The following is a 24,140-nucleotide window of genomic DNA, read 5'->3' as shown; positions in this document are numbered from 1 at the left end:
GCCCGCACAGCCATTGCCGCCGGGATTCGCCGGTGAACTCAGCCAATAGGACGATCTATGTCTCCTCCCATCGACTTCGAACTGCGCCGCCGCACGCTTCTTGCCGGCACCACCGCCACCGCTCTGGCCGCCGGTCTTCCCCGCTCGGGCGCGGCCCAGACCGACTCCGCGCCGACCCCGGCCGGGCCCGACAGCAGCACCGTCAAGCTTACCGTCAACGGCGAACAGCGCGAGGTGACCGTCGACAACCGCACCACCCTGTTGGACGCTTTGCGCGAACACCTGCAGCTGACCGGCACCAAGAAAGGCTGCGACCACGGCCAGTGCGGCGCCTGCACCTGCACCGTCAACGGCGCACGGGTGAACAGTTGCCTGTCGCTTGCCGTGATGCATGACGGCGACGAGATCGAAACGATCGAGGGGATCGGCACGCCCGAGACTCTTGACCCGATGCAGGCCGCCTTTGTCGAGAACGACGGCTTCCAGTGCGGCTATTGCACGCCCGGACAGATCCAATCCGCCCGCGCCGTGATCGAAGAGATCCGCGCCGGCATTCCCAGCCATGTCACCGGCGACCTGACCGCCGAGATCGCGATCACCGACACCGAGATCCGCGAACGGATGTCGGGCAACATCTGCCGCTGCGGGGCCTATGCCAACATCCTCGCCGCCATCACTCAGGTCGCGGAGGAAAGCGCATGAGACAGTTCAGCTACGAACGAGCGACAGACGCCGCCGACGCCGCCGCGCGCGCGGCCGAGGTGACCGGCGCCAAGTTCATCGCCGGCGGGACCAACCTGCTGGACCTGATGAAGCTGGAGATCGAAACCCCGGTCCACCTGATCGACGTCAACGGCCTTGGGCTGGACGAGATCACCGAAACCGACGACGGCGGCCTGCGCATCGGCACGCTGGTGACCAACACCGCCCTGTCGGCCGACACGCGCATTCGCCGCGACTATGGCGTGCTGACCCGCGCCATCGCGGCGGGCGCGTCGGGCCAGTTGCGCAACAAGGCGACGACCGGCGGTAACCTGCTGCAGCGCACGCGGTGCCCGTATTTCTATGACACCGCCCAGCCCTGCAACAAGCGCGCGCCCGGTTCGGGCTGTGCGGCGCTGACCCAGGGCGCCTTCAGCCGCCAGCTTGGCGTCATCGGCACCTCGGACGCCTGCATCGCCACGCACCCGTCCGACATGGCCGTTGCCATGCGGGCGCTGGACGCGGTGGTCGAAACCGTGACCCCCACCGGCATGACGCGCCGCATCGCGCTGGAAGACTTCCACCGCCTGCCCGGCGACACGCCCGAAGACGAGACGGCGCTGATGCCGGGCGAGCTGATCACCCATGTCACCCTGCCCGCTCCGGTCGGCGGCACGCATGCCTATCACAAGGTCCGCGACCGCGCGTCCTATGCCTTCGCGCTGGTCTCGGTCGCGCTGATCCGTCAGCCGGACGGCACCGGACGCGTGGCCCTTGGCGGCGTCGCGCCCAAACCGTGGCGATCGGCCGAGGCCGATGCAGAGCTGCCGAACGGCGCGTCTGCGGTAATGGCCCGCCTGCTCGACGGGGCACGCCCGACTGAGGAAAACGCGTTCAAGATCACCCTGGCAGAGCGCACGCTCGCCGCCATGCTGAAGGAGGCCTGAGATGCAGTTCAACGAACCCGCAGGCACCAATCTGTTCGATAGCGCGACGGTCGTCGGCAAGAAACAAACCCGCATCGATGGTCCGCTGAAAGTGTCGGGCCAGGCGCCCTATGCCTATGAACGCCACGACGTCACCGAAGGTAAGCAGCTGGTTGGCTATCCCGTCGGCTCGACCATCGCCCACGGGCGCATCACCGCGATGCGGACCGAGGCGGCGCTGGCCGCCCCCGGCGTGATCGACATCGTCAGCACGCTGGACCACCCCGACATGCCGAAGCCCGACATGAACGTCGCGCCGCTGTTCGGTGGGGATGAGATCTGGCACTATCATCAGGCCATCGCGGTCGTCGTCGCCGAGACGTTCGAACAGGCCCGCGCCGCCGCGGCGCTGATCGAGGTGGACTATGACGTCACCGAGGGCAGCTTCGACCTAGAGGCCGCTTGGGCCGAGCAACAGGGCGACTATTCGGACCCCGACAACCGCACCGGCGATTTCGAAGGCGCCTTCGCCGAGGCCGAGGTTACGCTGGACCGCGAATACCGCACCGCCGCCCACAGCCACGCGATGATGGAGCCGCACGCATCCATCGCGGAATGGCGCGATGGCAAGCTGAACGTCTGGACCTCGAACCAGATGATCGCGTGGAACAAAGCCTCGCTTGCTACGACGCTGGAGATCGACGAGGACGACGTCCGCGTCGACAGCCCGTACATCGGCGGCGGCTTCGGCGCGAAGCTGTTCCTGCGCGCGGATGCGGTGATGGCGGCGCTGGCGGCCCGCAAGGTGGGTCAGCCGGTCAAGGTCACCCTGCCCCGTCCGATGGTGATGAACAACACCACGCACCGCGCGATGACGATCCAGCGTATCCGGATCGGCACCACCCGCGACGGGCGCATCACCGCGATCTCGCACGAGGCGATCTCGAACACGCTGCCCGGCGGCACCGGCGAGAACGCCACCGCGCAAACCCGCCAGTTCTATGCGGGCGACAACCGGCTGATCGTGACGCACCTTGCCGAGATGCACCTGCCCGAGGCGAACGCGATGCGCGCGCCGGGCGAGGCTGCGGGGCTGATGGGGCTGGAAATCGCGATGGACGAGATGGCGGCAGAGCTGGGCATGGACCCGGTCGAGTTCCGCGCGATCAACGACACCCAAGTGGACCCGGAAAACCCGGATACGCCGTTCTCGGAGCGGCATTTCGTAGAGGCCCTGCGCACCGGCGCCGACGCGTTCGGCTGGGCCGACCGCAACACCGCCCCCGGTGCGACGCGCGATGGCGACTGGCTGATCGGCCACGGTGTCGCGGGCGCGTATCGCGGCGGACCGGTGATGGCGTCGGGCGCGCGGCTGCGGCTGCAACCCTCGGGCATGCTGATCGTCGAGACCGACATGACCGACATCGGCACCGGCAGCTACACCATCCTTGCCCAGACGGCGGCCGAGACGATGGGCCTGCCGCTGGACAGCGTCGAGGTGCGGCTGGGCGACAGTGACTTCCCCGTCTCCGCCGGGTCCGGCGGCCAGTGGGGCGCCGCGTCGTCGACGGCGGGGGTCTACGCCGCGTGCTTTGCCCTGCGCGAAGAGATCGCAAGCCGCATGGGCGTGAACGATGTCGAAACGCTGACCTTCGCCAATGGCGGCGTTACGACCGGCGACAAGCAGACGACACTTGCCGAACTGGCCACCGACGGCGAGATCGTGGTCGAGGACAGCATAGCCTTTGGCGACTTCCGCGACGAACAGGTCGTTTCGACCTTCGGCGCGCATTTCGTCGAGCTTGGCGTGCACGCTCTGACGGGCGAGATCCGTCTGCGCCGGATGCTGGCGGCCTGCGACTCTGGCCGCATCCTGAACCCGATCACGGCGCGCAGTCAGGTGATCGGCGGCATGGTCATGGGCGTCGGCGCGGCGATGATGGAAGACGCCGCCGTCGACCACGCCCGCGGCTACTTTCCGGCGCATGACCTTGCGGGCTACGAGGTGCCGGTACACGCCGACATCCCCGAGCAAGAGGTCATCTTCCTTGATACGCTGGACGCCGTTTCGTCGCCCCTGAAGGCGAAAGGCGTCGGCGAGCTTGGCCTGTGCGGTGTGGCGGCGGCGATTGCGAATGCCGTTCACAACGCGACCGGAGTACGCATCCGCGATTATCCGGTGACGCTGGACCGCTACTTGGACCAGCTTCCCGCCGTCTGACACCGAACGCCCCGCCAGCCCCGCGCTGGCGGGGCGTTCAGCTTATGCGTGCAATTTTTCGCCTATGCTCGCGCATTTTTATGAAGCATTCCTGGAACGTGGTAATCTTTACCTTGCGTCATTGATTGATCGGCGCTGAAACCAAATTCTTGGAGCAAGTAATATGACAATAACGATAACGGTGGATTCAAGCACGGCCGTCGAACTTGCGGATGAAGAGCGGCTTTACGTATCTTCCGACGCAGAGCTGGTTGTTGCCTCGGGCCATGCGGTCCAACGCTCAGAGACCCCCTTCAACGGCCACGAGGTGGCCATTGATGGCAGTGTCATCGCGGTAACCGGAAACGCGATTCGCCTGTTCGACGACGAATCTAACGTGGGCGACAACCGTCTCGATATCGGCCCGGATGGGATTGTGCGATCGCTGAATATTACCGGCAACTCCGCAATCTACATGATCGGCTCGGACAGCTTCCTTCAGAACGCTGGCGATGTTTCGGGCAACTGGGCGGCGTATCTTGTCGATTACGACAACGGGATTGTCGAAAACCACGGCAACATGCTGGGCATGTACCAGTCTGCGATTTACCTGACGGGTTCCGCGAACGTTTCCGTCACCAACACAGGCCTTGCGTCGGGCGGCGGCGGCGTCGAATTCATCTCGTCATACGGCTCTGTCCACAACAGCGGTGAGATCCGAAGCACGGACGAGAATGTGGCAGGGGTCGAGGCCGACGCTGCCAACGACTCTATTGAGGTCGTCAATACCGGCCTGATCGCGGGGCCCGTGTTGTCGGTGCGACTAAGCATTTTCAGCGACCGGCTGGTAAACGCCGGCACCCTTGCCGGCGACGTCGAGCTTGGCGACGGCAACGACGTGTTCGACGGACGCGGAGGGACCGTGGTCGGCTGGGTCCTTGGCGGCGGCGGTGCGGATACATATTACGTCGATGACAGCAGCACGGTGCTGTTCGAAGCCCCCGGCGGCGGCGTCGATGAGGTGAACGCCGAGACGGACTTCACCCTTGGCGGCTTTATCGAGAACCTGCGCCTGCTGGGCAGCGGCGACTTCGCGGGCACCGGCAACAGTTCGCAGAACGGCATCTATGGCAACTCGGGCGACAACATGCTGTTCGGCGACGGGTCGCGCGACACCATGGAGGGCGGCGCCGGATCGGACACGATGGACGGCGGGCGCGGCAACGACCTGATCTACGGCCAAACCGGCGATGACGAGATGACGGGCCGCGCCGGTGCCGACATCATGGAGGGCGGCGAAGGCGACGACCTGCTGTTCGGCGGGATCGGCAACGACACGATGGACGGCGGCGACGGCAACGATACGCTGAAAGGCGGGCTTGGCATCGACGAGATGTCCGGCGGCAGCGGTCAGGATGATTTCGTCTTCACCCGCGTGTCGGACAGCGCCTCGGGCGCCGAGGATACGATCCTTGATTTCACCGTGGGCGAAGACGTGCTGGACTTCACCGGTCTTGTCGCGGGGACGCTGACCGTCAGCATTCTTGGCAGCTACACCGGTTCGCCGGGACTGCGCACCACCGAGGGTGGCGGCAACACCACCGTCTGGGTCGATGCCGACGGCGACGGCAGCACCGACATGCGCGTTCTGCTTGCGGGCACCACCGGCGTCACTGAAAGCGATTTCCTTGTCTGATCGCACGGGCTGACCCGCGCCTCCCGCACCGAAACCCTTTGCCTGTCCCGTCCGGGGCAGGCAATCTTGGGTCAAAGGGAGGACACCATGACAACCGAGATCGTCATCACCGGCGCGGCGCGCACCCCGATGGGCGCATTTCAGGGCGCGCTGTCGCAGCAGACCGCGACCGCGCTTGGCTCTGCGGCCATCCGGGCGGCGCTGGACCGTGCCGGCGCGCAGGCCGGCGACGTGGACGAGGCGCTGATGGGCTGCGTGCTGCCCGCCGGGCTAGGACAGGCGCCCGCGCGGCAGGCGGCGCTTGGCGCGGGCCTGCCCGAGGCGGTCCCCTGCACCACCGTCAACAAGGTCTGCGGTTCCGGCATGAAGACGGTGATGTTGGCGCATGACGCGATCCTGACCGGCAGCGCAGGCATCGTTGTCGCCGGGGGCATGGAAAGCATGTCGAACGCGCCGTACCTGCTGGAAAAGGCGCGCGGCGGCTACCGGATGGGGCATGGGCGGGTGGCCGATCATATGTTCCTCGACGGTCTGGAAGACGCCTATGACAAGGGCCGGTCGATGGGCACCTTCGCCGAAGACTGTGCCGAGCATTACCAGTTCACCCGCGACGCGCAGGACGGCTACACGCTGGACTCGCTCGACCGCGCGAAGGCGGCGATTTCCGGCGGCGGGTTCGCGGCCGAAATCGTCGCGCTGGACGGCGTGGCCGAGGACGAACAGCCCTCGCGCGCGCGGCCCGAGAAAATCCCGCAGCTGAAGCCCGCCTTCCGCGAGGGCGGCACGGTCACGGCGGCGACCTCGTCGTCGATCTCTGACGGGGCTGCGGCGCTTGTGCTGGCGCGGCGCGACGTGGCCGAGGCGAAGGGCATGGCCCCGGTGGCGCGCATCCTTGGCCATGCAAGCCACGCGCAGGCGCCCGCGTGGTTCACCACCGCGCCGGTCCACGCGATCCGCAAGTTGCAGGACCGGCTAGGATGGACCTCGGGCGATGTCGATCTGTACGAAATAAACGAGGCCTTCGCGGTCGTGGCGATGGCGGCGATGCGCGAACTGGACATCCCCCGCGACCGGCTGAACGTGAACGGCGGCGCCTGTGCGCTGGGGCATCCGATCGGCTGCTCGGGCGCGCGCATCCTTGTGACGCTGGTGCACGCGTTGCAGGCGCAGGGGCTGAAACGCGGGATCGCGTCGCTGTGCATCGGCGGCGGCGAGGCGACGGCCGTGGCGGTGGAACTGGTCTGAGGCCCGTGTCGCCGGTTGCATAAGCGGCCCGGCGGCGTCAGCCTGTCGAAAGGGGCCAAAGGGCAATTGGCAGTGGGTGGCGCGAGTCCGGGGACACCGGCGCCGCAAGGGAGGAACGGATGACGGCATGGGGAGCGTTGGATCGCGGCGGGCCGCTGGCGGGCGTGAAGGTGCTTGATTTCTCGCGCATCCTGTCGGGCCCCTATGCGACGCTGACGCTGGCTGACATGGGCGCGGACGTGATCAAGGTCGAACCGCTTGGCACCGGCGACGCGACGCGGGATTTTCCGCCGTTCAAGGGGCCGCTCAGCCACTATTTCATCGCGTTGAACCGGGGCAAGCGCAGCATCGCGCTGGACCTGAAGGACCCGCGCGGCTTGGGCGTGGCGCGGGCGCTGGCGGCGCAGGCCGACATCGTGATCGAGAACTTCCGCCCCGGCGTGATGGACCGGCTGGGGCTGGGCTATGACCAGCTGTCGCAGGACAATCCCGGCCTTATCTACTGCGGCATCTCGGGCTTTGGCGCCGACAGCCCGCTGACCGACCGCCCTGCCTTCGACATCGTGGCGCAGGCTTTGTCCGGCGCCATGAGCCTGAACCGCGCCCCCGGCCAGCCGCCCAACAAGCTGGGCCTGCCGCTGGGCGACATGGCGGGCAGCATCTTCGCCGTGCACGGCGTGCTGGCGGCCCTGCATCAGCGCGGCCAGACCGGCAAGGGCCAGAAAGTCGACGTGGCGATGCTGGACTCGTTGATGGCGATGCTGACCTACCACGCGCAGATCTATTTCGTGTCCGGCAAGCCGCCCGCGCCGGTGGGCACCAAGCATCCCAGCATCGTGCCATACGGCGCCTTCCCCACCTCGGACGGGCACGTCATCGTCGCCTGCCTGACCGAGACGTTCTGGGTCAGCTTCACCCGCTGTCTGGGTCTGCCCGAACTGGCGGAAGACCCGCGCTTTGCCCGCTATGACGAAAGGCTGGCCAACCGCGACGCGCTGGAAGCGATCATCGACGACCGGATGCGGCAGGAACCCACGGCCTATTGGCTGGACCGGCTGGACGCCAACGACGTGCCGAACGCCCCGATCCTTGACGTGGACGAGGCGCTGGAACAGCCGCACGTCGCCGCGCGCGGTCTGGTCCAGACCGTCACCCACCCAACGGCGGGAGAGATGCGCGTGGTGCGTGGACCGCTGCGGTTCGACGGGGTGGCCCCCGATGTTGGCCGCGCGCCGCCGCTTGCCGGAGAGGACACGCTTGACGTGCTGGCCGAGGTCCTTGGGCTGGACCCCGCCGCCTGCGAAGACTTGATCGCCAGCGGCGCGGCGTCGGCTTATGGGCGCGCCACCGCCGTGGCAGAGGAAAACTGAGGACCAGCATGCGGATCAGATCGGCATTCATCCCCGCATCGGAAGAGGCCAAGGCGAACCGGACGGCCCATCTTGCGGCGCTGGACACCGTGGCCGAGGCGGCGGCGCTGGCCGCGGCGGGCGGCGGCGACAAGGCCCGCGCGCGGCACTTGTCTCGCGGCAAGATGCTGCCACGCGAGCGGGTGGCGAACCTGCTGGACCCCGGCGCGCCCTTCCTTGAGATCGGCGCGACGGCGGCGCACGGCCTGTACGACGGCGCCGCCCCGGCGGCGGGTGTGATCGCGGGGGTTGGCCGCGTGCAGGGGCGCGACGTGATGGTCGTGTGCAACGACGCCACCGTGAAGGGCGGCACCTATTATCCGCTGTCCGTGAAGAAGCACCTGCGCGCGCAAGAGATCGCCGCCGAATGCCGCCTGCCCTGCGTCTATCTTGTGGATTCCGGCGGCGCGAACCTTCCCAATCAGGACGAGGTGTTCCCCGACCGGGACCACTTCGGCCGCATCTTCTACAACCAAGCCCGGATGAGCGCGGCAGGCATCCCGCAGATCGCGGTCGTCATGGGCTCGTGCACCGCCGGGGGCGCTTATGTGCCCGCGATGTCGGACGTCACGATCATCGTGAAGGATCAGGGCACGATCTTCCTTGCCGGGCCGCCGCTGGTAAAGGCCGCCACCGGAGAGGTCGTCAGCGCCGAGGATCTCGGCGGCGGCGACGTGCACACCCGGCTGTCGGGGGTGGCCGATTACCTTGCCGAGGACGACGCCCACGCGCTGGCGCTGGCGCGGCAGGCGGTGGGCTCGCTTGGGCTGGACAGGTTCGATGGGGTGAACCCCATCCTACGGCAGGCGGCGGAGGACCCGTATTACGACCCGGACGAGATCCTTGGCGTGGTGCCCGCGTCGCTATCGACGCCCTACGACATCAGAGAGGTGATCGCCCGCATCGTCGACGGTTCGCGCTTCGACGAGTTCAAAGCGCGGTTCGGCGAGACGCTGGTGACGGGCTTTGCCCATGTCGACGGCTGGCCGGTCGGCATCGTCGCCAACAACGGCGTGTTGTTTTCCGAAAGCGCCGCCAAGGGCGCGCATTTCGTCGAACTGTGCAGCCAGCGCCGTATCCCCTTGGTGTTCCTGCAAAACATCACCGGCTTCATGGTGGGCCGGAAATACGAAAGCGAAGGCATCGCGCGGCACGGCGCCAAGATGGTGACGGCGGTCGCGACGACCTCGGTGCCGAAGATCACCATGCTGGTCGGCGGCTCGTTCGGCGCGGGGAACTACGGCATGGCGGGCCGTGCCTATCAGCCGCGCTTCCTGTGGACGTGGCCCAACAGCCGGATCTCGGTGATGGGCGGCCCGCAGGCGGCGGGTGTGCTGGCCACCGTAAAGCGCGACGCGATCGAGCGGCAGGGCGGCACGTGGTCCGACGAAGAGGAAGCCGAGTTCAAGCGCCCGACGCTCGAGATGTTCGAGCGCCAGTCGCACCCGCTGTACGCCTCGGCCCGGCTGTGGGACGACGGCATCGTCGATCCGCGCAAGACACGGCAGGTGCTGTCGCTATCGCTGCAAGCGGCGCTGAACGCGCCGGTGGAGGACACGCGGTTTGGCGTGTTCAGGATGTGAGGATGCCATGACCCTTGATGAAGCGATGCGGAAATATCCCGGCGCGGTAACCTTCCGGTTCGGCGACGGCCCCGAGATGTGCGCCGAACTGCTGGCGCTGGTGCGCGCGGGCGCCAAGACCGCCACCTGCGGCGCGCTGCGCGATTTCGGCGCGGGCGGCGAGCCGAAGCCCGTGGTCGGCCGCCGCGACATCTCGCTGAACTGGGATGGCACGCCCGCCGTGGTGATCGAAACCGTGTCCGTGACCGAAAAGCGGTTCTGCGACATGGACGCGGAATTCGCGCTGGCCGAGGGCGAGAACGAGACGCTGGAAGGCTGGCGGCAGGACCACCGCGCCTATTTCGAGAGAAACGGCGGCTGGGACCCCGAAATGATGCTGATCTGCGAACGGTTCCGCGTGGTCGAGGATTTGGCGGATGCCTAGGTCGGGAAAGGGCAAGCCATGGCGCGCCGCAAAGGGGTAACCCGCTTCTACAGAGGCGCCCGGCGCCACCCGAAATGGGATCTGGGCACCCCGCCCGGCCAGCGCCGGGGCCGGCCCGGCAAGCGCGCGCGACGGCGCCGGGTCTGGCCGGTGCTTCTTGGTGGCGCGATGTTCCTTTTCCTGTTCGGCCCCAACATTCTGGACGCCGGAAGCCTGCTGTGGCGCGACAGCAAGGGCTGCACGGTCTGGATGGTCGTCGACGGCGACACCGTCCGAATGCACTGTCCGGTGCAGGGCTTCGTGTCGGGACGCCTCGTGGGCTTCGACACGCCCGAGATGAACGCCCGCTGTCCCCGTGAACTGGGCATGGCGGTTGCCGCCACCTATTACCTGCGCTGGCAGCTGTGGACCGCGCGCGAGGTCGTCGCCACGCCACGCGACCGGGACCGCTATGACCGGGTGCTGACGCTGATGGGCTTCGACGGCGACCTTGCCAGCACGCGGATGATCCGGTCAGGGCTGGCCCGCCCCTATGACGGGGGCCAGCGGCGCAGCTGGTGCGATGCATGAGCAAGGAGTCCGGCGAATGTTCGACAGGATCCTGATCGCGAACCGGGGAGAAATCGCCTGCCGGGTGATCGACACGGCCAAGGCGATGGGCGTGTCCACGGTCGCGGTCTATTCCGACGCCGACCGCACCGCGCGCCATGTCGCGATGGCCGATCTGGCGGTCCACATCGGCGGCGCCGCACCTGCCGACAGCTACCTGAACGGCGACCGCGTGATCGCCGCCGCGCGGGAGACCGGTGCGCAGGCGATCCACCCCGGCTATGGCTTCCTGTCCGAGAACCCGGAGTTCGTCGAGGCGGTCGAAGCCGCCGGTCTGGTGTTCATCGGGCCGTCTGCCGGGGCGATCCGGGCGATGGGTCTGAAGGACGCGGCCAAGGCGCTGATGCAGGACGCGGGCGTGCCGGTGGTTCCGGGGTATCACGGCGACACACAGGACCCGGACCATCTGTCCGCTGCGGCCGACGGCATCGGCTATCCCGTGCTGATCAAGGCCGTCGCGGGCGGCGGCGGCAAAGGGATGCGTCGGGTGGACGACGCGGCGGACTTCGCCGACCAGCTGGCCGCCGCGCAGCGCGAGGCGCAATCGGCCTTCGGCAACCCCGCCGTGCTAATCGAGAAATACATCGAACAGCCACGACACATAGAGGTGCAGGTGTTCGGCGACGGCACCGACGCGATTCACCTGTACGAACGCGACTGCTCGCTTCAGCGCCGCCACCAGAAGGTCATCGAAGAGGCCCCCGCCCCCGGCATGACCGCCGACATGCGCGCCGCGATGGGCGAGGCCGCCGTGCGCGCGGCGAAGGCCATCGGCTATGCCGGCGCGGGCACGGTTGAGTTCATCGTCGATGGCGCGAACGGCCTGCGCCCCGACGGGTTCTGGTTCATGGAAATGAACACCCGCCTGCAGGTCGAACACCCGGTGACCGAGGCGATCACCGGCCTCGACCTTGTCGCGTGGCAGCTTCGCGTGGCGGCGGGCGAACCGCTGCCGATGCGCCAGCAGGACGTGCCGCTGACCGGCCACGCCTTCGAGGCGCGGCTGTACGCGGAAGACGTGCCCGCAGGCTTCCTGCCCGCGACCGGTACCCTGTCGCATCTGTCCTTCCCCGCCACCGCACGCATCGACAGCGGCGTCCGCGCGGGCGACGCCATCAGCCCGTTCTACGACCCGATGATCGCCAAGGTCGTCACCCACGGCCCGACCCGTGCCGTCGCGCTGAAGAAACTCGCCGCCGCGCTGGACGCGACCGAGGTCGTCGGCTGCGTCACCAACCTGTCCTTCCTTGGCGCGCTGGCGCGGCACGAGGGATTCACGCGCGGCGAGGTCGACACCGGGCTGATCGCCCGCGACCTCGACGCGCTGACTGCGGTCACGCCGCCCTCGCCCGCCCGTCTGGCGCAGGCGGCGCTTGCCGCGACCGACACCGAGACCGACGCCCTGACCGGCTTCACCCTATGGGCGCCGCTGTGGCGGACGGTGACGCTTGAGATCGACGGCCAAGAGATCACCGCCCGCGTCGCCCGCACCGGCCCCGACGAGGCAGAGATCGAGGTCGCCGGAACGACCGTCACCGCGCGCAACGCCGCGGGCTGGACGTTCGATGAGGCCCCAGCGGCGGCCAGCCACATCGAAGGCGGCACTGTCACCCTGTTCGGCCCCGACGGGGTCTCGGCCCGCATCCTCGACCCGCTCGACCGCGCGGCGGCGGATGCCTCCGGGTCCGACATCATCGAAGCGCCGATGCCCGGGATGTTGGCCCGGATGCTTGTCGCGGCGGGCGACAGTGTTACCGCAGGCCAGAAACTGGCCGTGCTGGAGGCGATGAAGATGGAACACGCCCTGACTGCCCCCCGCGACGCGGTGGTGGCCGAGGTGCTGGTCCCCGAAGGCACCCAGATCGAGGCGCACGCCCCGCTCATCCGCTTTGCCGGGGACGACGCATGACCGACCGCGCCGAGATTTTCGAGGTCGGCCCGCGCGACGGACTTCAGAACGAGAAGGCCGCGATCCCCACCGCCGCCAAGATCGCCTTCGTCGACCTGTTATCCCGCACAGGGTTTCGCCGGATCGAGGTCGGGTCCTTCGTGAACCCGAAACGCGTGCCGCAGATGGCCGACAGTGGCGCGGTGTTCGACGGCATCGCCCGCGCGCCGGGCGTGTCCCATGCCGCGCTTGTCCCGAACCTGCGCGGGCTTCAGGCCGCGACGGACGCGAAGGCCGACGAGATCGCCATCTTCGCCGCCGCCTCGGAAGGCTTCAGCAAGGCGAACATCGGCGCCACCATCGACGAAAGCCTTGCCCGCTATGCCGAGGTCGCGAAGGCGGCGACGGTCCCGGTGCGCGGCTATGTCTCTTGCGTCACGGTCTGTCCGTACGACGGCGCCACGCCGCCCGACGCCGTCGCCCGCGTCGCTGCCGCGCTGGACGCGATGGGCTGCTATGAGATCAGCCTTGGCGAAACACTGGGCAGGGGCACGCCCGAACAGGTCGGCGCGATGCTGGACGCGGTACTGGACCGGGTTCCGGCAGCCAAACTTGCGGGCCACTTCCACGACACCGGCGGCATGGCGCTGGCGAATATCGAGACCGCCGTCACCAAGGGGCTTCGGGTGTTCGACGCGGCGGCAGGCGGGCTTGGCGGGTGCCCCTTCGCCCCCGGCGCGGCGGGCAACGTGGCCACCGGGCTGGTGCGCCAACGGCTGGACGACATGGGGTTCGACACCGGGCTGGACGCCGCCCTGCTGTTCGAGGCAGAAGCGATGGCGCGCGACATGAGAAAGGGCACTGCATGATGGAAACGATCCGGGTCGACACCGACGGACGCGGCATCGCCACGCTCACGCTTGCGCGCGCCGAAAAGCACAACGCGATGTCGGGCCAGATGATCGCCGAACTGACCGAGGCCGCAGGCGTGCTGGGTGCCGACCCCGGCGTTCGCGCGGTGATCCTTGCCGCCGAAGGCCCCACCTTCTGCGCCGGTGGCGATCTTGGCTGGATGCGCGCGCAGGTCGACGCCGACCGCGCCACCCGCATGGCCGAAGCGAACAAGCTGGCCATGATGCTGCGCGCGCTGGACCGGATGCCGAAACCGTTGATCGCGCGGGTCCACGGCAACGCGTTCGGCGGCGGCGTCGGGCTGCTCTCGGTCTGCGACATGGCGATCGGCACGCCCGAGGTCCTGATGGGCCTGACGGAAACCCGGCTGGGCCTGATCCCCGCCACCATCGGCCCCTATGTCGCCGCCCGGGTCGGACCCGGCCGCGCCCGCTCGGTCTTTCTGTCGGGCCGCCGCTTCGACGCCGACACCGCGCGCGATCTTGGGCTGCTGACCCGCGTGGTTCCCGAATTCGCGCTGGACGCGCTGGTGATGGAAGAGGCCGAGGCGTTCCTGTCCTGCGCCCCCGGCGCGGTCGGCGCGGCGAAACAGCTTCTGGCGGGCTTCGCGGCCCCGATCGACGACGCGCTGCTGGACCGCACCGCCGCCGCCCTTGCCGACCAGTGGGAACAGCCCGAAGCGGTGGAAGGCATCGCCGCCTTCTTCGACCGCCGCCCCGCCGCCTGGGTCGAAGGGTGACATCCCCCGCCCGCGCGGGATAGCAAAGGCAATGGCCCGCCTCGATCTCAGCCGCTTCCGTTCCGTCCGCCTGCGCCTGCTGACGCTGGCGCTGGCGCCGCTGGTGGTGCTAATGCCGCTGCTGTTGATGCTGGGCTTCGCGCGCTGGACGGCGGATTACGACCGGGTGCTGATCGCCAACGTCGAAAGCGACCTGAAGATCGCGGAACAGTACCTGTCCACGCTGGTCGAACGCACCGGCACCGACGTCCGCAGCCTGTCGCGCGCGATCGAGTTCCGCACCGCGCTGGCGATGGGCGGCGACATGCTGGCGCCGCTGCTGGCAGCACAGATGCAGGACCTGCACCTCGATTTCCTGTACTATCTGCCGCCCAATTCGGCGTCCGACTGGCCCGTGGTGCAGACGGCGCTGGCGGGCCGGGTCGCCACCCGGATCGACCTGTTCGGCCCCGACGACCTTGCCGGCATCGACCCCGCGCTGGCCGAACGCGCAAGGATCGAGCTGATCCCGACCGAGGCCGCCGTGCCCACCGACCGCACCGAAGAGGACCGCGGCATGGTGGTCCACACCGCCAGCCCGGTGCGCGGCGGCGGCGCGCTGGTGGGCGGCATCCTGTTGAACCGCAACCTTCAGTTCATCGACACCATCAACGAGCTGGTGTTCCTGAACGCGATCACCGGCGGCGACCGCCAAGGCACCGCGACGCTGTTCCTCGACGACGTGCGCGTGTCGACCAACGTGCGCCTGTTCGAGGACGTCCGCGCCCTAGGCACCCGCGTCTCGGCGGCGGTGCGCGGCGCGGTGCTGGACGAGGGCCGCACATGGCTGGACCGGGCCTTCGTGGTGAACGACTGGTACATATCGGGCTACGTTCCGATCCTCGACAGCTTCGACCGCCGCGTCGGGATGCTGTACGTCGGCTTCCTCGAAGCGCCGTTCAACACCGCCAAGCGTGCCGCCTACCTGTGGATGCTGGGCGCCTTCGCCTTCGTGCTTGCGGTGTCGATCCCCACCTTCCTGTGGCTGGCGAAGGGCATCTTCTCGCCGCTCGAACGCATGGCCCTGACGATCCGCCGGGTCGAGGACGGCGATTTGTCCGCCCGCAACGGCCCGATGCGCGCGCGGGACGAGATCGGCCGCGTGGCGGGCCACCTCGACGACCTGCTGGACCAGGTGCAGGAACGCGACGCCGAACTGAACCGCCGCGTCGAACAGCGCACTGCCGAACTTCACGCCGCCAATGCCAAGCTGGAAGAAACCTACCGCCAGCTGGTGATGTCGGAGAAACTCGCCTCGATCGGCGAGATCACGGCAGGCGTCGCGCACGAGATCAACAACCCCGTCGCGGTGATCCAGGGCAATGTCGACGTGATGCGCGAAACGCTGGGCGACGCGGCAAAGCCGGTGGACACCGAACTCGCCCTGATCGACCGGCAGGTGATGCGGATCGGCGCCATCGTCGGCAAGCTGTTGCAATTCGCCCGCCCCGGCGACTACGCGGGCTACGACAACGCGGTCGATCCGGGCCCGCTGGTGGCGGATTGCCTGACGCTGGTCGAACACGTCTTCGCCCGCAAGGACATCACCGTCACCACCCGCTTCAGCCCGTGCCCCGAGGTACGCATCGAACCCGGCGAGCTTCAGCAGGTGGTGATCAACCTGATCGTCAACGCGGTACAGGCGATGGGCGACGCGGGCCGCCTGCTTCTGGAACTTGGCCCCGAACCGCGCGACGGTACGGACGGCGTCGCCCTCGTGGTCGAGGACACCGGCCCCGGCATCCCGCCGGACCGGCTGGCGTCGGTCTTCGACCCCTTCTTCACGACCAAACAGGGCGAAGGCACCGGGCTTGGCCTGTCGATCAGCCAAAGCCTCGTGCAGCGCGCGGGCGGCCTGATCACAGCCGAGAACCACGAAAGCGGCGCGCGCTTCACCGTGTGGCTTCCGGCCACCGCGCCATCCGAAGACTGACGCCCCGGCCCTTCTTCTCTTGCAAAATACCTCGGGGGAGCCGCGCAGCGGCGGGGGCAGCGCCCCCTCCTTCGCCTCGGCACCAGCGCCCCTAGTCGATGGCCCAGGCGGCCAGCTTGCGGTCGATGGTCTTGCGCGACACCCCCAGACGGCGCGCGGTCTCGGCGCGGTTGCCGCCGCAGCGGTCCAGCATGTGCAGGATGTGGCGCTGTACGACAAGGTCCAGATCCTCGACCGCACGGGCGCCGGTGATCTCTCCGGCGCCGCGGAATTCCTCGGGGAACTGGCCAAGGATCACCGACCGCTCCACAAGGTTGCGCAGCTCGCGCACGTTGCCCGGCCAGTCGTACAGCCGCAGCTTCAGCAAGGTCTCTTCATCCAGCGCCAGCTCGGATTTTCCCATCGACTGCGAGAACTTCATCATGAACAGCGTCGCCAGTTCCACGATGTCGTCCGCCCGATCCCGAAGCGACGGCATCCGGATGCCGACCACGTTGATCCGGTGATACAGGTCGGCGCGGAATTTCCCCTCGGCCACCAGACGGTCAAGATCGTCGTTCGTCGCGAACAGAAAGCGCAGGTCCAGCGGCAATTCGCGTTCTGCGCCGACGGGGCGGACGCGGTGGTCCTCCAGCACCCGCAGCAGCGCGACCTGCAGCGGCTCGGGCATCTGCGCCACCTCGTCGAAGAACAGCGTGCCGCCGTCGGCGTGGCGCAGCAGGCCGTCGCGCGGGCGCCCGTCGGCCCCGATCGCGCCGAACAGTTCCTCGGCAATGCGGTCGGGCGGGATAGAGGCGCAGTTGACCGCCACGAAAGGCCGTTCGCCCCGGTCGGACATCGTGTGCAGCGTGCGCGCCGCCAGTTCCTTGCCGGTGCCGCTTTCGCCGGTGAACAGAACCGGCGTCGGCAGCGCCGACAGCTTGCCCAGCATCGCGCGGACCTCTTCCAGCGCGGGCGAGGTGCCGACCAGCTTGCCGCGCGCGTTGGACGCCTCGGCCAACAGTTCGTGGCGTAGAAGATAGTTCTCGCGCCGCAGGTTCTTGCGGTCCAGCACCCGCGCCACGGCGGTCAGGATCTGGTTCGACCGGAACGGTTTCAGCACGAAGTCCGACACGCCGGCGCGCATCGCCTCGATCACCGTTTCAAGGTCGGCATAGGCCGTGATCATGATGGCGTCGGCGTAGAAGCCCACGCGCCGCTGTTCGGCGATCCACGCCAGCCCGGATTTGCGCGGCATCACGTTGTCCAGGATCACAAGGTCGAAGTGCCGCTTGTCCAGCAGCGCCTCGGCCTGCGCGGCAGAGCCCGCCTGCTCGACAAGCTTGCAGCGCGGTTCAAGGATCTTGGTCAGGAAGTTGCGCATGCCGATCTCGTCGTCGATCACAAGGATCGACGCGTCGGCCATTTCGCTGCCGTAGGTAATCGGCTCTGCCGACACGCCCCTAGTCCAGCCGCACGCTGTTGCCGCTGTTGACGTCCTGCGACGAGAACCCCGCGTTCTCCAGCGCGAAATGCGCGCCGACCGCGATCACCGCGATGGCCACGAAGCCGGTGAACATTGCCTTCATTGGTCAGTCTCCTTTGCGGTCGCCTGCCGAAGGTAGGCGACAAGATCGGCGCGGTCGTTTTCGCCCGCGATCACCTGCATGGGCATCTTCGAACCCGGTATGTAGTGGTCCGGACCGATTTCGAACAGGTCGTCTATGGTCTCTTCGGTCCAGACGATATCGGAACCGTCCAGCCTTGGCGAATAGGGGTAGTCCGCGACGGTGCCCGCCTGCCGCCCGAACACGCCGTAAAGCGTTGGCCCGGCCTTGCGCGAGGGGCCCGGTTCCAGCGCGTGACAGATCGAGCACTTGCGCATGAACTGGCGTTCGCCGTTCGGCATCGTGTCCGCGTCGCGCAGGAAGCTTCGCTCTTGCCCCATCGCCGGTTCGAACGTGTCCAGCGCGGCTACGGGCCACGCGTAGACCACGTCGTCCAGCCCGCCCGCATATAGCGTCTGCCCGTCGGGCGAGAAATCCAGCGCCCAGACCGGCCCCTGCCGAGTGGCGCGGAAATCGCGGGCGATGGTCCAGCCGGCGGTGTCGACCACCATGATGTACCCCTGCCCGTCCCCGACGGCGAGCTGCGCGCTGCCCGCGTCCCATGCCATCGACAGGATCGGCCTGCGGTCCAGCGTGAAATCCGCGATCTGCGTGCCGGTGGCCGCGTCGATGACCCGCGTGCCGCCGTCGACCGCGCCATAGGCGATCCAGCCGTCGCCCGCGACCACCTCGTTCACGCCAAAGCCATGTTCCACCAGCACCGTGGGGGTGTCGTCGGTCGACAGGTCGTAGGCCAGCAGCGCGCCGTCCATCGTGCCTGCGTACAGCGTGCCGCCATCGGCCGAGAACGCCACCGCGTTCACGCCGCTGCGCGGGTCGGCCAGCGTGCGCGTCTCGCCCTCGGCCAGCGGGTGCAGCAGGATCGAGCCGTCCCAGCTGCCGCTGGCCACGGTCGCCCCGTCCGGAGACACGGCGAGCGCGGTGACCTTGCCAAGGTGTTCGCCCAGCAGACGGCCCTGCCCGTCCTGCCAAAGCCGGACGGTGAAATCGTCGCCGCCGGACACGATACGCGTTTCATCCACGAAGGCCACCACGGTCACCGCCGCGTCGTGCCCTTCCAGCCACGCGGGCGTGCGGCCGGTCCAGCGCGCGGCCGAGTTGTCGAAACTCGCCGTCGCCACCGTGCCGTCCTCGGACACGGCGATGCCCATGACCGGCCCGCCGTGCCCCTTCAGCGTTGTGAAATCCTGCGCCGCGCCCCGGTCCGCCATGACGGCGGCAAGGATCGCGGCGCCGATCAGCGCCCGCATCACCGCGTTACTCTGCCGGGGTGGTGGTGCCGCCCTTCGGGGCCGAAGCCTCGCTCTCTTTCACCTCTTCCAGCCAGATCGCGTGGTGCTGGTGTGCCCATTCTTCGTCCACCTCGCCCGAGCCCATCGCATCGAACGCGCCTTCCATGCCGACGGTGCCGATATAGATGTGGGCAAGGATGATCGCCATCATCACGAAGGCCACGATGGCGTGCCAAAGCTGGGCGAACTGCATCTCTTCCTGCGGCGCCAGCGCGGTGGGCAGCGGGCCATAGCCCGCCCACTGCGGCAGGCCCGTGTCGTTCAGGATGCCGAAGGTCTTGGCGAACAGCGGCAGCTCGAACGGGAACAGCAGCGACAGCCCCGACACCGAGACCGAGACACCCAGCACGATCACCGACCAGAAGATGATCTTCTGACCGAAGTTGAACTTCTTCGCCGGGGGGTGGTTCTTGCCGATGATGCCACCGGCCTGCTTGATCCAGACAAGGTCGGTCTTGTTCGGGATATTGTGGGCAACCCACATCACGAAGACCACGACCAGCGAGACCATGAAGGCCCAGGATACGTTGTTGTGGATCAGCTTCGAGATGTGCAGCAACCACGCATTCGCATCAAGTCCAAGGTAGGGCGCGATCGCGACGCGGCCGAACAGGGTCAGCAGGCCGGTCAGGCCCAGCAGGATGAACGAGCCGGCCAGCGTCCAGTGCGCCATCCGTTCGATGAACTGAAACCGGGTGACGGTCCGCCCGGATTTGCCGCCGTCGATGCGGATACGACCCCGGATCAGGAAGAACAGCGCCAGCACCGCGATGGTGCCGATCAGCAGCCAGCCGCCATATTCGCGCAGAGGGCCCGCGCGGAAATTGTACCACGCCATGCCGCCGTCCTGCACCAGCACCTTGGCGACGTCGCCGCCCGCCGAGACGCTCATGTTCGGTTCCTCGTTGAACCGGATCGACCGCCACAGGTCGGGGTCCGAGGCGCCGCCGAGCGTGCCAAGCTGATCGGCGATCGACGCCGCGCTGTCCGGATCGCCGATGTTCGCGCGCCGGTCGCTGTCGTCCACGGTCTCGCCGCGCTGGCGGGCAAGGATGTCCTCCAGCGTCGGGGCGCCGCCGGTCGGGCTGCCTTCGGTTTCGGGGCGGTCGACTTCTTGCGCGGCCAGCGGCAGCGCGAGGGGCAGCATGGTGACGGAAACCACCAGTGCCACCATGAGACGGGCAAGGATCGTACGGATCATAGAATTTCCCCTTCGCGCCAGGGAGTTACTTGAACTGCACGCGGCCCCGTCCAAGGGGCCGCGCACGTTTTCCCAATGTCCGGAAAGAAGGCCTTAGCCGCCTTTCTGGTCGTAGGCGGTGCCCCAGCCCCAAGCACCCGAGCCGAAGCCACGGGCCACGACGCGTTCGCGGTAGATCGCGGACACGACGTCACCGTCGCCAGCCAGCAGGGCCTTGGTGGAACACATCTCGGCGCAGATTGGCAGTTTGCCTTCCGCGATCCGGTTGCGGCCGTACTTCTGGAACTCGGCGGTGGAGTTGTTCTCTTCCGGGCCACCGGCGCAGAAGGTGCACTTGTCCATTTTGCCGCGCGATCCGAAGTTGCCGGCCTGCGGGTACTGCGGCGCGCCGAAGGGGCACGCGTAGAAGCAATAGCCGCAGCCGATGCACAGGTCCTTGGAGTGCAGCACCACACCGTCCGAGGTCTGGTAGAAGCAGTCCACCGGGCAGACGGCCATACAGGGCGCGTCCGAGCAGTGCATACAGGCGACCGAGATCGAGCGTTCGCCCGGCTGGCCGTCCTGAATGGTCACCACCCGGCGACGGTTGATGCCCCACGGAACTTCGTGCTCGTTCTTGCACGCGGTGACGCAGGCGTTGCACTCGATGCAGCGTTCGGCATCGCAGAGGAATTTAGCTCGTGCCATGTGTGTCTCTCCTTACGCCGGCATGATCTTGCAGAGGGTGGCTTTGGTCTCTTGCATCTGGGTGACCGAGTCATAGCCGTACGTCTGCGCAGTGTTGGTGCTTTCGCCAAGCACGTAGGGATCGGCACCGTCCGGATACTTGGACCGACGGTCTTCACCCTGGTAGTAGCCGCCGAAGTGGAAAGGCATGAACGCCACGCCCGCATCGACGCGGGGCGTCACCATCGCCATCACCCGAACGCGACCGCCTTCCGGACCTTCCACCCAGACCTGCGACCCGTCGCGGATGCCAAGGTCGTTGGCGTCACGCGGGTTGATCTCGATGAACATGTCCTGCTGAAGCTCGGCCAGCCAGGGGTTCGACCGGGTTTCGTCCCCGCCGCCTTCGTACTCGACCAGTCGGCCAGAGGTGAGGATGATCGGGTATTCTTCCGAGAAGTCGTTCTCCTGGATCGAGGCGTACATCGTCGGCACCCGCCAGAACTTCTTGTCCTGATAGGTCGGGTAGTCGGCCACAAGATCGCGACGGTTGGAGTACAGCGGCTCGCGGTGCAGCGGAACCGGATCCGGGAAGGTCCAGACCACGGCGCGGGCCTTGGCGTTGCCGTAGGGCGCACAGCCGTGGGCGATGGCAACGCGCTGGATGCCGCCCGACAGGTCGGTCTTCCAGTTCACGCCACCGACGCTTTCGGCATAGTCGCTGGGCCGTTCGCCCTGCTGCGAGGTCTCGCCGACCTCTTCCTGTCCCTCGTCGGCCTCTTCCGGCGCCTCGTACCCGGCGACACGCTCGATCACGGCGCGCTCTTCGTCGGTCAGGTCACCGTCCCAGCCAAGGTCCATCAGCATCTGCATGGTGAACTCGGGGTACCCGTCCGGGATTTCCGAGCCCACCGGCGCAACGCCGTCGGCCAGCAGGTTGTCGCCATCGCGTTCCACGCCAAAGCGGGCACGGAAGCCCATGCCGCCTTCGGCCACCGGCAGCGACACGTCGTACAGGTTGGCCGAACCGGGGTGGTTCATCTCGGCGGTGCCCCAGCAGGGCCACGGCATACCGTAGAAGTCACCGTCAGCAGGCCCGCCGTTGGCGCGCAGCGTGGTGCGGTCGAAGGTGTGCTGGTTCTCCATGTGCATCTTCATCCGCTCCGGCGACTGGCCGGTATAGCCGATGGTCCACATGCCGCGGTTGAACTCGCGGGTCAGGTCCTCGACCAGCGGTTCCTCGCCGTTCACTTCGATGTTCCGGAAGATCCGGTCGGCGAAGCCGAACTTGGTGGCGAACTTGTGCATGATGACATGGTCGGGCAGCGACTCGAACAGCGGCTCGACGACCTGCTGGCGCCATTGCAGCGACCGGTTCGACGCGGTGACCGAGCCGTAGGTCTCGAACTGCGTCGCGGCCGGCAGCAGGTACACGCCGTCGGTGCGGTCATGCAGGATGGCCGAAACGGTCGGGTACGGGTCCACCACGACAAGCATGTCGAGCTTTTCCATCGCCGTCTTCATCTCGGGCATACGGGTCTGCGAGTTGGGCGCGTGGCCCCACAGAACCATGACCTTGGTGTTGTCGGGCTGGTCGATGTTCTCGGGGTCTTCCAGAACACCGTCGATCCAGCGCGACACCGGGATGCCGTTCAGGTTCATGATCGGCGTGTCGTCGAAGGTCGCATCCGAGAACTGGCCTTTCAGCCACTCGGGGTCTTCCTCCCACACGCGGGCCCAGTGCGCCCAGGCGCCATCGCTCAGGCCGTAGTAGCCCGGCAGCGTGTCGGCCAGAACGCCAAGGTCGGTCGCGCCCTGCACGTTGTCGTGGCCGCGGAAGATGTTGGTGCCGCCGCCGGCGACGCCCATGTTCCCCAGCGCAAGCTGCAGGATGCAGTAGGCGCGGGTGTTGTTGTTGCCGTTGGTGTGCTGGGTGCCGCCCATGCACCAGATCACCGTGCCGGGACGATTGTTGGCCAGCGTGCGCGCGACGCGCTCAAGCTGCGAACCGGGCGTGCCGGTGACGCGCTCGACCTCTTCGGGGGTCCACTTGGCAACCTCGTCGCGGATTTCGTCCATGCCCCAGACGCGGGTGCGGATGAATTCGCGGTCTTCCCAGCCGTTCTCAAAGATGTGCCACAGGATGCCCCAGACCAGCGCCACGTCCGACCCCGGACGGAACCGCACGTATTCGTCCGCGTGGGCGGCGGTGCGGGTAAAGCGCGGGTCGCAGACGATCAGCGGCGCGTTGTTCTGTTCCTTCGCGCGCAGCACGTGCTGCAGCGACACCGGGTGCGCCTCGGCGGGGTTGCCGCCGATGATGAAGATCGCACGGCTGTTGTGGATGTCGTTGTAGCTGTTGGTCATGGCGCCGTAGCCCCATGTGTTGGCAACGCCCGCAACGGTGGTCGAGTGACAGATCCGCGCCTGGTGGTCGACGTTGTTGGTGCCCCAGTAGGCGGCGAACTTGCGGAACAGGTAGGCCTGTTCGTTCGAATGCTTGGCCGAGCCCAGCCAGTAGACGCTGTCGGGGCCGCTGCTTTCGCGGACTTCCAGCATCTTGTCGCCGATCTCGTTGATCGCCTCGTCCCAGCTGATGCGGACCCATTCGCCGCCGACCATCTTCATCGGGTACTTCAAGCGACGCTCGCCGTGGGCGTGTTCACGCACCGAAGCGCCCTTGGCGCAGTGAGCGCCCAGGTTGAACGGGCTGTCCCAGCCGGGTTCCTGTCCGATCCAGACGCCGTTGCGGACCTCTGCCATCACGGTACAGCCGACCGAGCAGTGGGTGCAGACGGATTTGCGGATCTCGACGGCCTCTTCGGCGGACTGCGCCGTGGCCTGGGTCACCGTTCCGCCGGTCGCGCCGATCGCGGCAAGGCCGCCGATGGCAAGACCGGAGCCGCGCAGGAACGCGCGACGGTCGACCGAGGTGTTCGCGACCTCGGACAGCATGCTTGTCCGCTGCGGACGCCGTGCCACCCCGTTTGTCTTTTTCCTCAGCATTCTTTTTCTCCCTTGGCTGACGACCTGCCCCTGCTGGCCGCGCGCTTGGTACTATCTTGGTCC

Annotated in this window: 19 protein-coding genes; 13 read left to right on the top strand and 6 right to left on the bottom strand. The window is 67.6% G+C overall.

The window, feature by feature from the left end; all coding sequences use genetic code 11:
- Nucleotides 1-57: 57 nt before the first annotated feature.
- The 13 genes from paoA to P1K30_RS00995 all read left to right on the top strand — a co-directional run bounded on the left by paoA (nt 58) and on the right by P1K30_RS00995 (nt 16,305).
- Complete coding sequence (gene paoA, locus P1K30_RS01055; protein WP_275630814.1) at nt 58-702, top strand: aldehyde dehydrogenase iron-sulfur subunit PaoA; 645 nt, start codon at nt 58-60, stop codon at nt 700-702.
- Nucleotides 699-1,649 (top strand): FAD binding domain-containing protein, encoded by a 951-nt coding sequence (locus P1K30_RS01050; protein WP_275630813.1) that lies wholly within the window; start codon nt 699-701, stop codon nt 1,647-1,649. Before paoA ends, P1K30_RS01050 begins: the two co-directional genes overlap by 4 nt.
- Nucleotide 1,650: 1 nt before the next feature.
- On the top strand, nt 1,651-3,849 hold the full coding sequence (paoC, locus tag P1K30_RS01045; protein WP_275630812.1) for an aldehyde oxidoreductase molybdenum-binding subunit PaoC: 2,199 nt from the start codon (nt 1,651-1,653) through the stop codon (nt 3,847-3,849).
- Between the two features lie 163 nt (nt 3,850-4,012).
- Complete coding sequence (locus tag P1K30_RS01040; RefSeq protein ID WP_275630811.1) at nt 4,013-5,524, top strand: calcium-binding protein; 1,512 nt, start codon at nt 4,013-4,015, stop codon at nt 5,522-5,524.
- 87 nt (nt 5,525-5,611) lie between these two features.
- Nucleotides 5,612-6,769: an acetyl-CoA C-acyltransferase gene (locus tag P1K30_RS01035; RefSeq protein ID WP_275630810.1), complete on the top strand. Its 1,158-nt coding sequence runs from the start codon at nt 5,612-5,614 to the stop codon at nt 6,767-6,769.
- A 119-nt stretch (nt 6,770-6,888) separates the two neighbouring features.
- On the top strand, nt 6,889-8,139 hold the full coding sequence (locus tag P1K30_RS01030; protein ID WP_275630809.1) for a CaiB/BaiF CoA transferase family protein: 1,251 nt from the start codon (nt 6,889-6,891) through the stop codon (nt 8,137-8,139).
- A gap of 8 nt (nt 8,140-8,147) precedes the next feature.
- Nucleotides 8,148-9,761 carry a carboxyl transferase domain-containing protein gene (locus tag P1K30_RS01025; RefSeq protein ID WP_275630808.1) on the top strand — a complete coding sequence of 538 codons (1,614 nt, stop codon included), beginning with the start codon at nt 8,148-8,150 and terminating at the stop codon, nt 9,759-9,761.
- A gap of 7 nt (nt 9,762-9,768) precedes the next feature.
- Entirely contained in the window at nt 9,769-10,185 is a 417-nt protein-coding gene (locus P1K30_RS01020) for an ASCH domain-containing protein (RefSeq protein WP_275630807.1), read from the top strand.
- A gap of 18 nt (nt 10,186-10,203) precedes the next feature.
- On the top strand, nt 10,204-10,755 hold the full coding sequence (locus P1K30_RS01015) for a thermonuclease family protein (RefSeq protein ID WP_275630806.1): 552 nt from the start codon (nt 10,204-10,206) through the stop codon (nt 10,753-10,755).
- A gap of 16 nt (nt 10,756-10,771) precedes the next feature.
- Nucleotides 10,772-12,703 carry an acetyl-CoA carboxylase biotin carboxylase subunit gene (locus P1K30_RS01010; RefSeq protein ID WP_275630805.1) on the top strand — a complete coding sequence of 644 codons (1,932 nt, stop codon included), beginning with the start codon at nt 10,772-10,774 and terminating at the stop codon, nt 12,701-12,703.
- Nucleotides 12,700-13,551 (top strand): hydroxymethylglutaryl-CoA lyase, encoded by an 852-nt coding sequence (locus P1K30_RS01005; RefSeq protein WP_275630804.1) that lies wholly within the window; start codon nt 12,700-12,702, stop codon nt 13,549-13,551. Before P1K30_RS01010 ends, P1K30_RS01005 begins: the two co-directional genes overlap by 4 nt.
- Nucleotides 13,548-14,333 carry a crotonase/enoyl-CoA hydratase family protein gene (locus P1K30_RS01000; RefSeq protein WP_275630803.1) on the top strand — a complete coding sequence of 262 codons (786 nt, stop codon included), beginning with the start codon at nt 13,548-13,550 and terminating at the stop codon, nt 14,331-14,333. Before P1K30_RS01005 ends, P1K30_RS01000 begins: the two co-directional genes overlap by 4 nt.
- 31 nt (nt 14,334-14,364) lie before the next feature.
- Nucleotides 14,365-16,305, top strand: a complete 1,941-nt coding sequence (locus tag P1K30_RS00995) for a sensor histidine kinase (RefSeq protein WP_275630802.1) — start codon at nt 14,365-14,367, stop codon at nt 16,303-16,305.
- A 91-nt stretch (nt 16,306-16,396) separates the two neighbouring features.
- Here P1K30_RS00995 and P1K30_RS00990 read toward each other — a convergent pair whose 3' ends face one another.
- The 6 genes from P1K30_RS00990 to P1K30_RS00965 form a co-directional block, all read right to left on the bottom strand.
- Nucleotides 16,397-17,710: a sigma-54-dependent transcriptional regulator gene (locus P1K30_RS00990; protein WP_275631549.1), complete on the bottom strand. Its 1,314-nt coding sequence runs from the start codon at nt 17,708-17,710 to the stop codon at nt 16,397-16,399.
- Nucleotides 17,711-17,747: 37 nt separating this feature from the next.
- Entirely contained in the window at nt 17,748-17,873 is a 126-nt protein-coding gene (locus P1K30_RS00985) for a hypothetical protein (RefSeq protein WP_275630801.1), read from the bottom strand.
- Nucleotides 17,870-19,162 carry a c-type cytochrome gene (locus P1K30_RS00980; protein ID WP_275630800.1) on the bottom strand — a complete coding sequence of 431 codons (1,293 nt, stop codon included), beginning with the start codon at nt 19,160-19,162 and terminating at the stop codon, nt 17,870-17,872. The genes P1K30_RS00985 and P1K30_RS00980 overlap by 4 nt, the downstream gene beginning before the upstream one ends.
- A 7-nt stretch (nt 19,163-19,169) precedes the next feature.
- Entirely contained in the window at nt 19,170-20,405 is a 1,236-nt protein-coding gene (locus P1K30_RS00975) for a formate dehydrogenase subunit gamma (protein WP_379560867.1), read from the bottom strand.
- Between the two features lie 93 nt (nt 20,406-20,498).
- Nucleotides 20,499-21,092: a formate dehydrogenase FDH3 subunit beta gene (gene fdh3B / locus P1K30_RS00970; RefSeq protein WP_275630799.1), complete on the bottom strand. Its 594-nt coding sequence runs from the start codon at nt 21,090-21,092 to the stop codon at nt 20,499-20,501.
- Between the two features lie 12 nt (nt 21,093-21,104).
- Nucleotides 21,105-24,077 (bottom strand): formate dehydrogenase subunit alpha, encoded by a 2,973-nt coding sequence (locus P1K30_RS00965; RefSeq protein WP_275630798.1) that lies wholly within the window; start codon nt 24,075-24,077, stop codon nt 21,105-21,107.
- Nucleotides 24,078-24,140: the final 63 nt, after the last annotated feature.

This window comes from Psychromarinibacter halotolerans (genome assembly GCF_029168315.1).
In the GTDB taxonomy this organism is placed as follows: domain Bacteria; phylum Pseudomonadota; class Alphaproteobacteria; order Rhodobacterales; family Rhodobacteraceae; genus Psychromarinibacter; species Psychromarinibacter halotolerans.
Note: the sequence above shows the minus strand (reverse complement) of the source record. Positions and strands in the feature narration are given on the sequence as shown.

What these genes read in the sequence shown, in the direction of transcription:
- P1K30_RS01030 (WP_275630809.1), top strand. Translation starts at nt 6,889, where the DNA reads ATGACGGCATGGGGAGCGTTGGATCGCGGCGGGCCGCTGGCGGGCGTG.
- P1K30_RS01025 (WP_275630808.1), top strand. Translation starts at nt 8,148, where the DNA reads ATGCGGATCAGATCGGCATTCATCCCCGCATCGGAAGAGGCCAAGGCG.
- fdh3B (WP_275630799.1), bottom strand. Translation starts at nt 21,092, where the DNA reads ATGGCACGAGCTAAATTCCTCTGCGATGCCGAACGCTGCATCGAGTGC.
- P1K30_RS00985 (WP_275630801.1), bottom strand. Translation starts at nt 17,873, where the DNA reads ATGAAGGCAATGTTCACCGGCTTCGTGGCCATCGCGGTGATCGCGGTC.
- P1K30_RS00965 (WP_275630798.1), bottom strand. Translation starts at nt 24,077, where the DNA reads ATGCTGAGGAAAAAGACAAACGGGGTGGCACGGCGTCCGCAGCGGACA.
- P1K30_RS00990 (WP_275631549.1), bottom strand. Translation starts at nt 17,710, where the DNA reads ATGGCCGACGCGTCGATCCTTGTGATCGACGACGAGATCGGCATGCGC.
- P1K30_RS01040 (WP_275630811.1), top strand. Translation starts at nt 4,013, where the DNA reads ATGACAATAACGATAACGGTGGATTCAAGCACGGCCGTCGAACTTGCG.
- P1K30_RS01050 (WP_275630813.1), top strand. Translation starts at nt 699, where the DNA reads ATGAGACAGTTCAGCTACGAACGAGCGACAGACGCCGCCGACGCCGCC.
- P1K30_RS00975 (WP_379560867.1), bottom strand. Translation starts at nt 20,405, where the DNA reads ATGATCCGTACGATCCTTGCCCGTCTCATGGTGGCACTGGTGGTTTCC.
- P1K30_RS00980 (WP_275630800.1), bottom strand. Translation starts at nt 19,162, where the DNA reads ATGCGGGCGCTGATCGGCGCCGCGATCCTTGCCGCCGTCATGGCGGAC.
- P1K30_RS01020 (WP_275630807.1), top strand. Translation starts at nt 9,769, where the DNA reads ATGACCCTTGATGAAGCGATGCGGAAATATCCCGGCGCGGTAACCTTC.
- P1K30_RS01000 (WP_275630803.1), top strand. Translation starts at nt 13,548, where the DNA reads ATGATGGAAACGATCCGGGTCGACACCGACGGACGCGGCATCGCCACG.
- P1K30_RS01015 (WP_275630806.1), top strand. Translation starts at nt 10,204, where the DNA reads ATGGCGCGCCGCAAAGGGGTAACCCGCTTCTACAGAGGCGCCCGGCGC.
- paoC (WP_275630812.1), top strand. Translation starts at nt 1,651, where the DNA reads ATGCAGTTCAACGAACCCGCAGGCACCAATCTGTTCGATAGCGCGACG.
- P1K30_RS01010 (WP_275630805.1), top strand. Translation starts at nt 10,772, where the DNA reads ATGTTCGACAGGATCCTGATCGCGAACCGGGGAGAAATCGCCTGCCGG.
- P1K30_RS01035 (WP_275630810.1), top strand. Translation starts at nt 5,612, where the DNA reads ATGACAACCGAGATCGTCATCACCGGCGCGGCGCGCACCCCGATGGGC.
- paoA (WP_275630814.1), top strand. Translation starts at nt 58, where the DNA reads ATGTCTCCTCCCATCGACTTCGAACTGCGCCGCCGCACGCTTCTTGCC.
- P1K30_RS00995 (WP_275630802.1), top strand. Translation starts at nt 14,365, where the DNA reads ATGGCCCGCCTCGATCTCAGCCGCTTCCGTTCCGTCCGCCTGCGCCTG.
- P1K30_RS01005 (WP_275630804.1), top strand. Translation starts at nt 12,700, where the DNA reads ATGACCGACCGCGCCGAGATTTTCGAGGTCGGCCCGCGCGACGGACTT.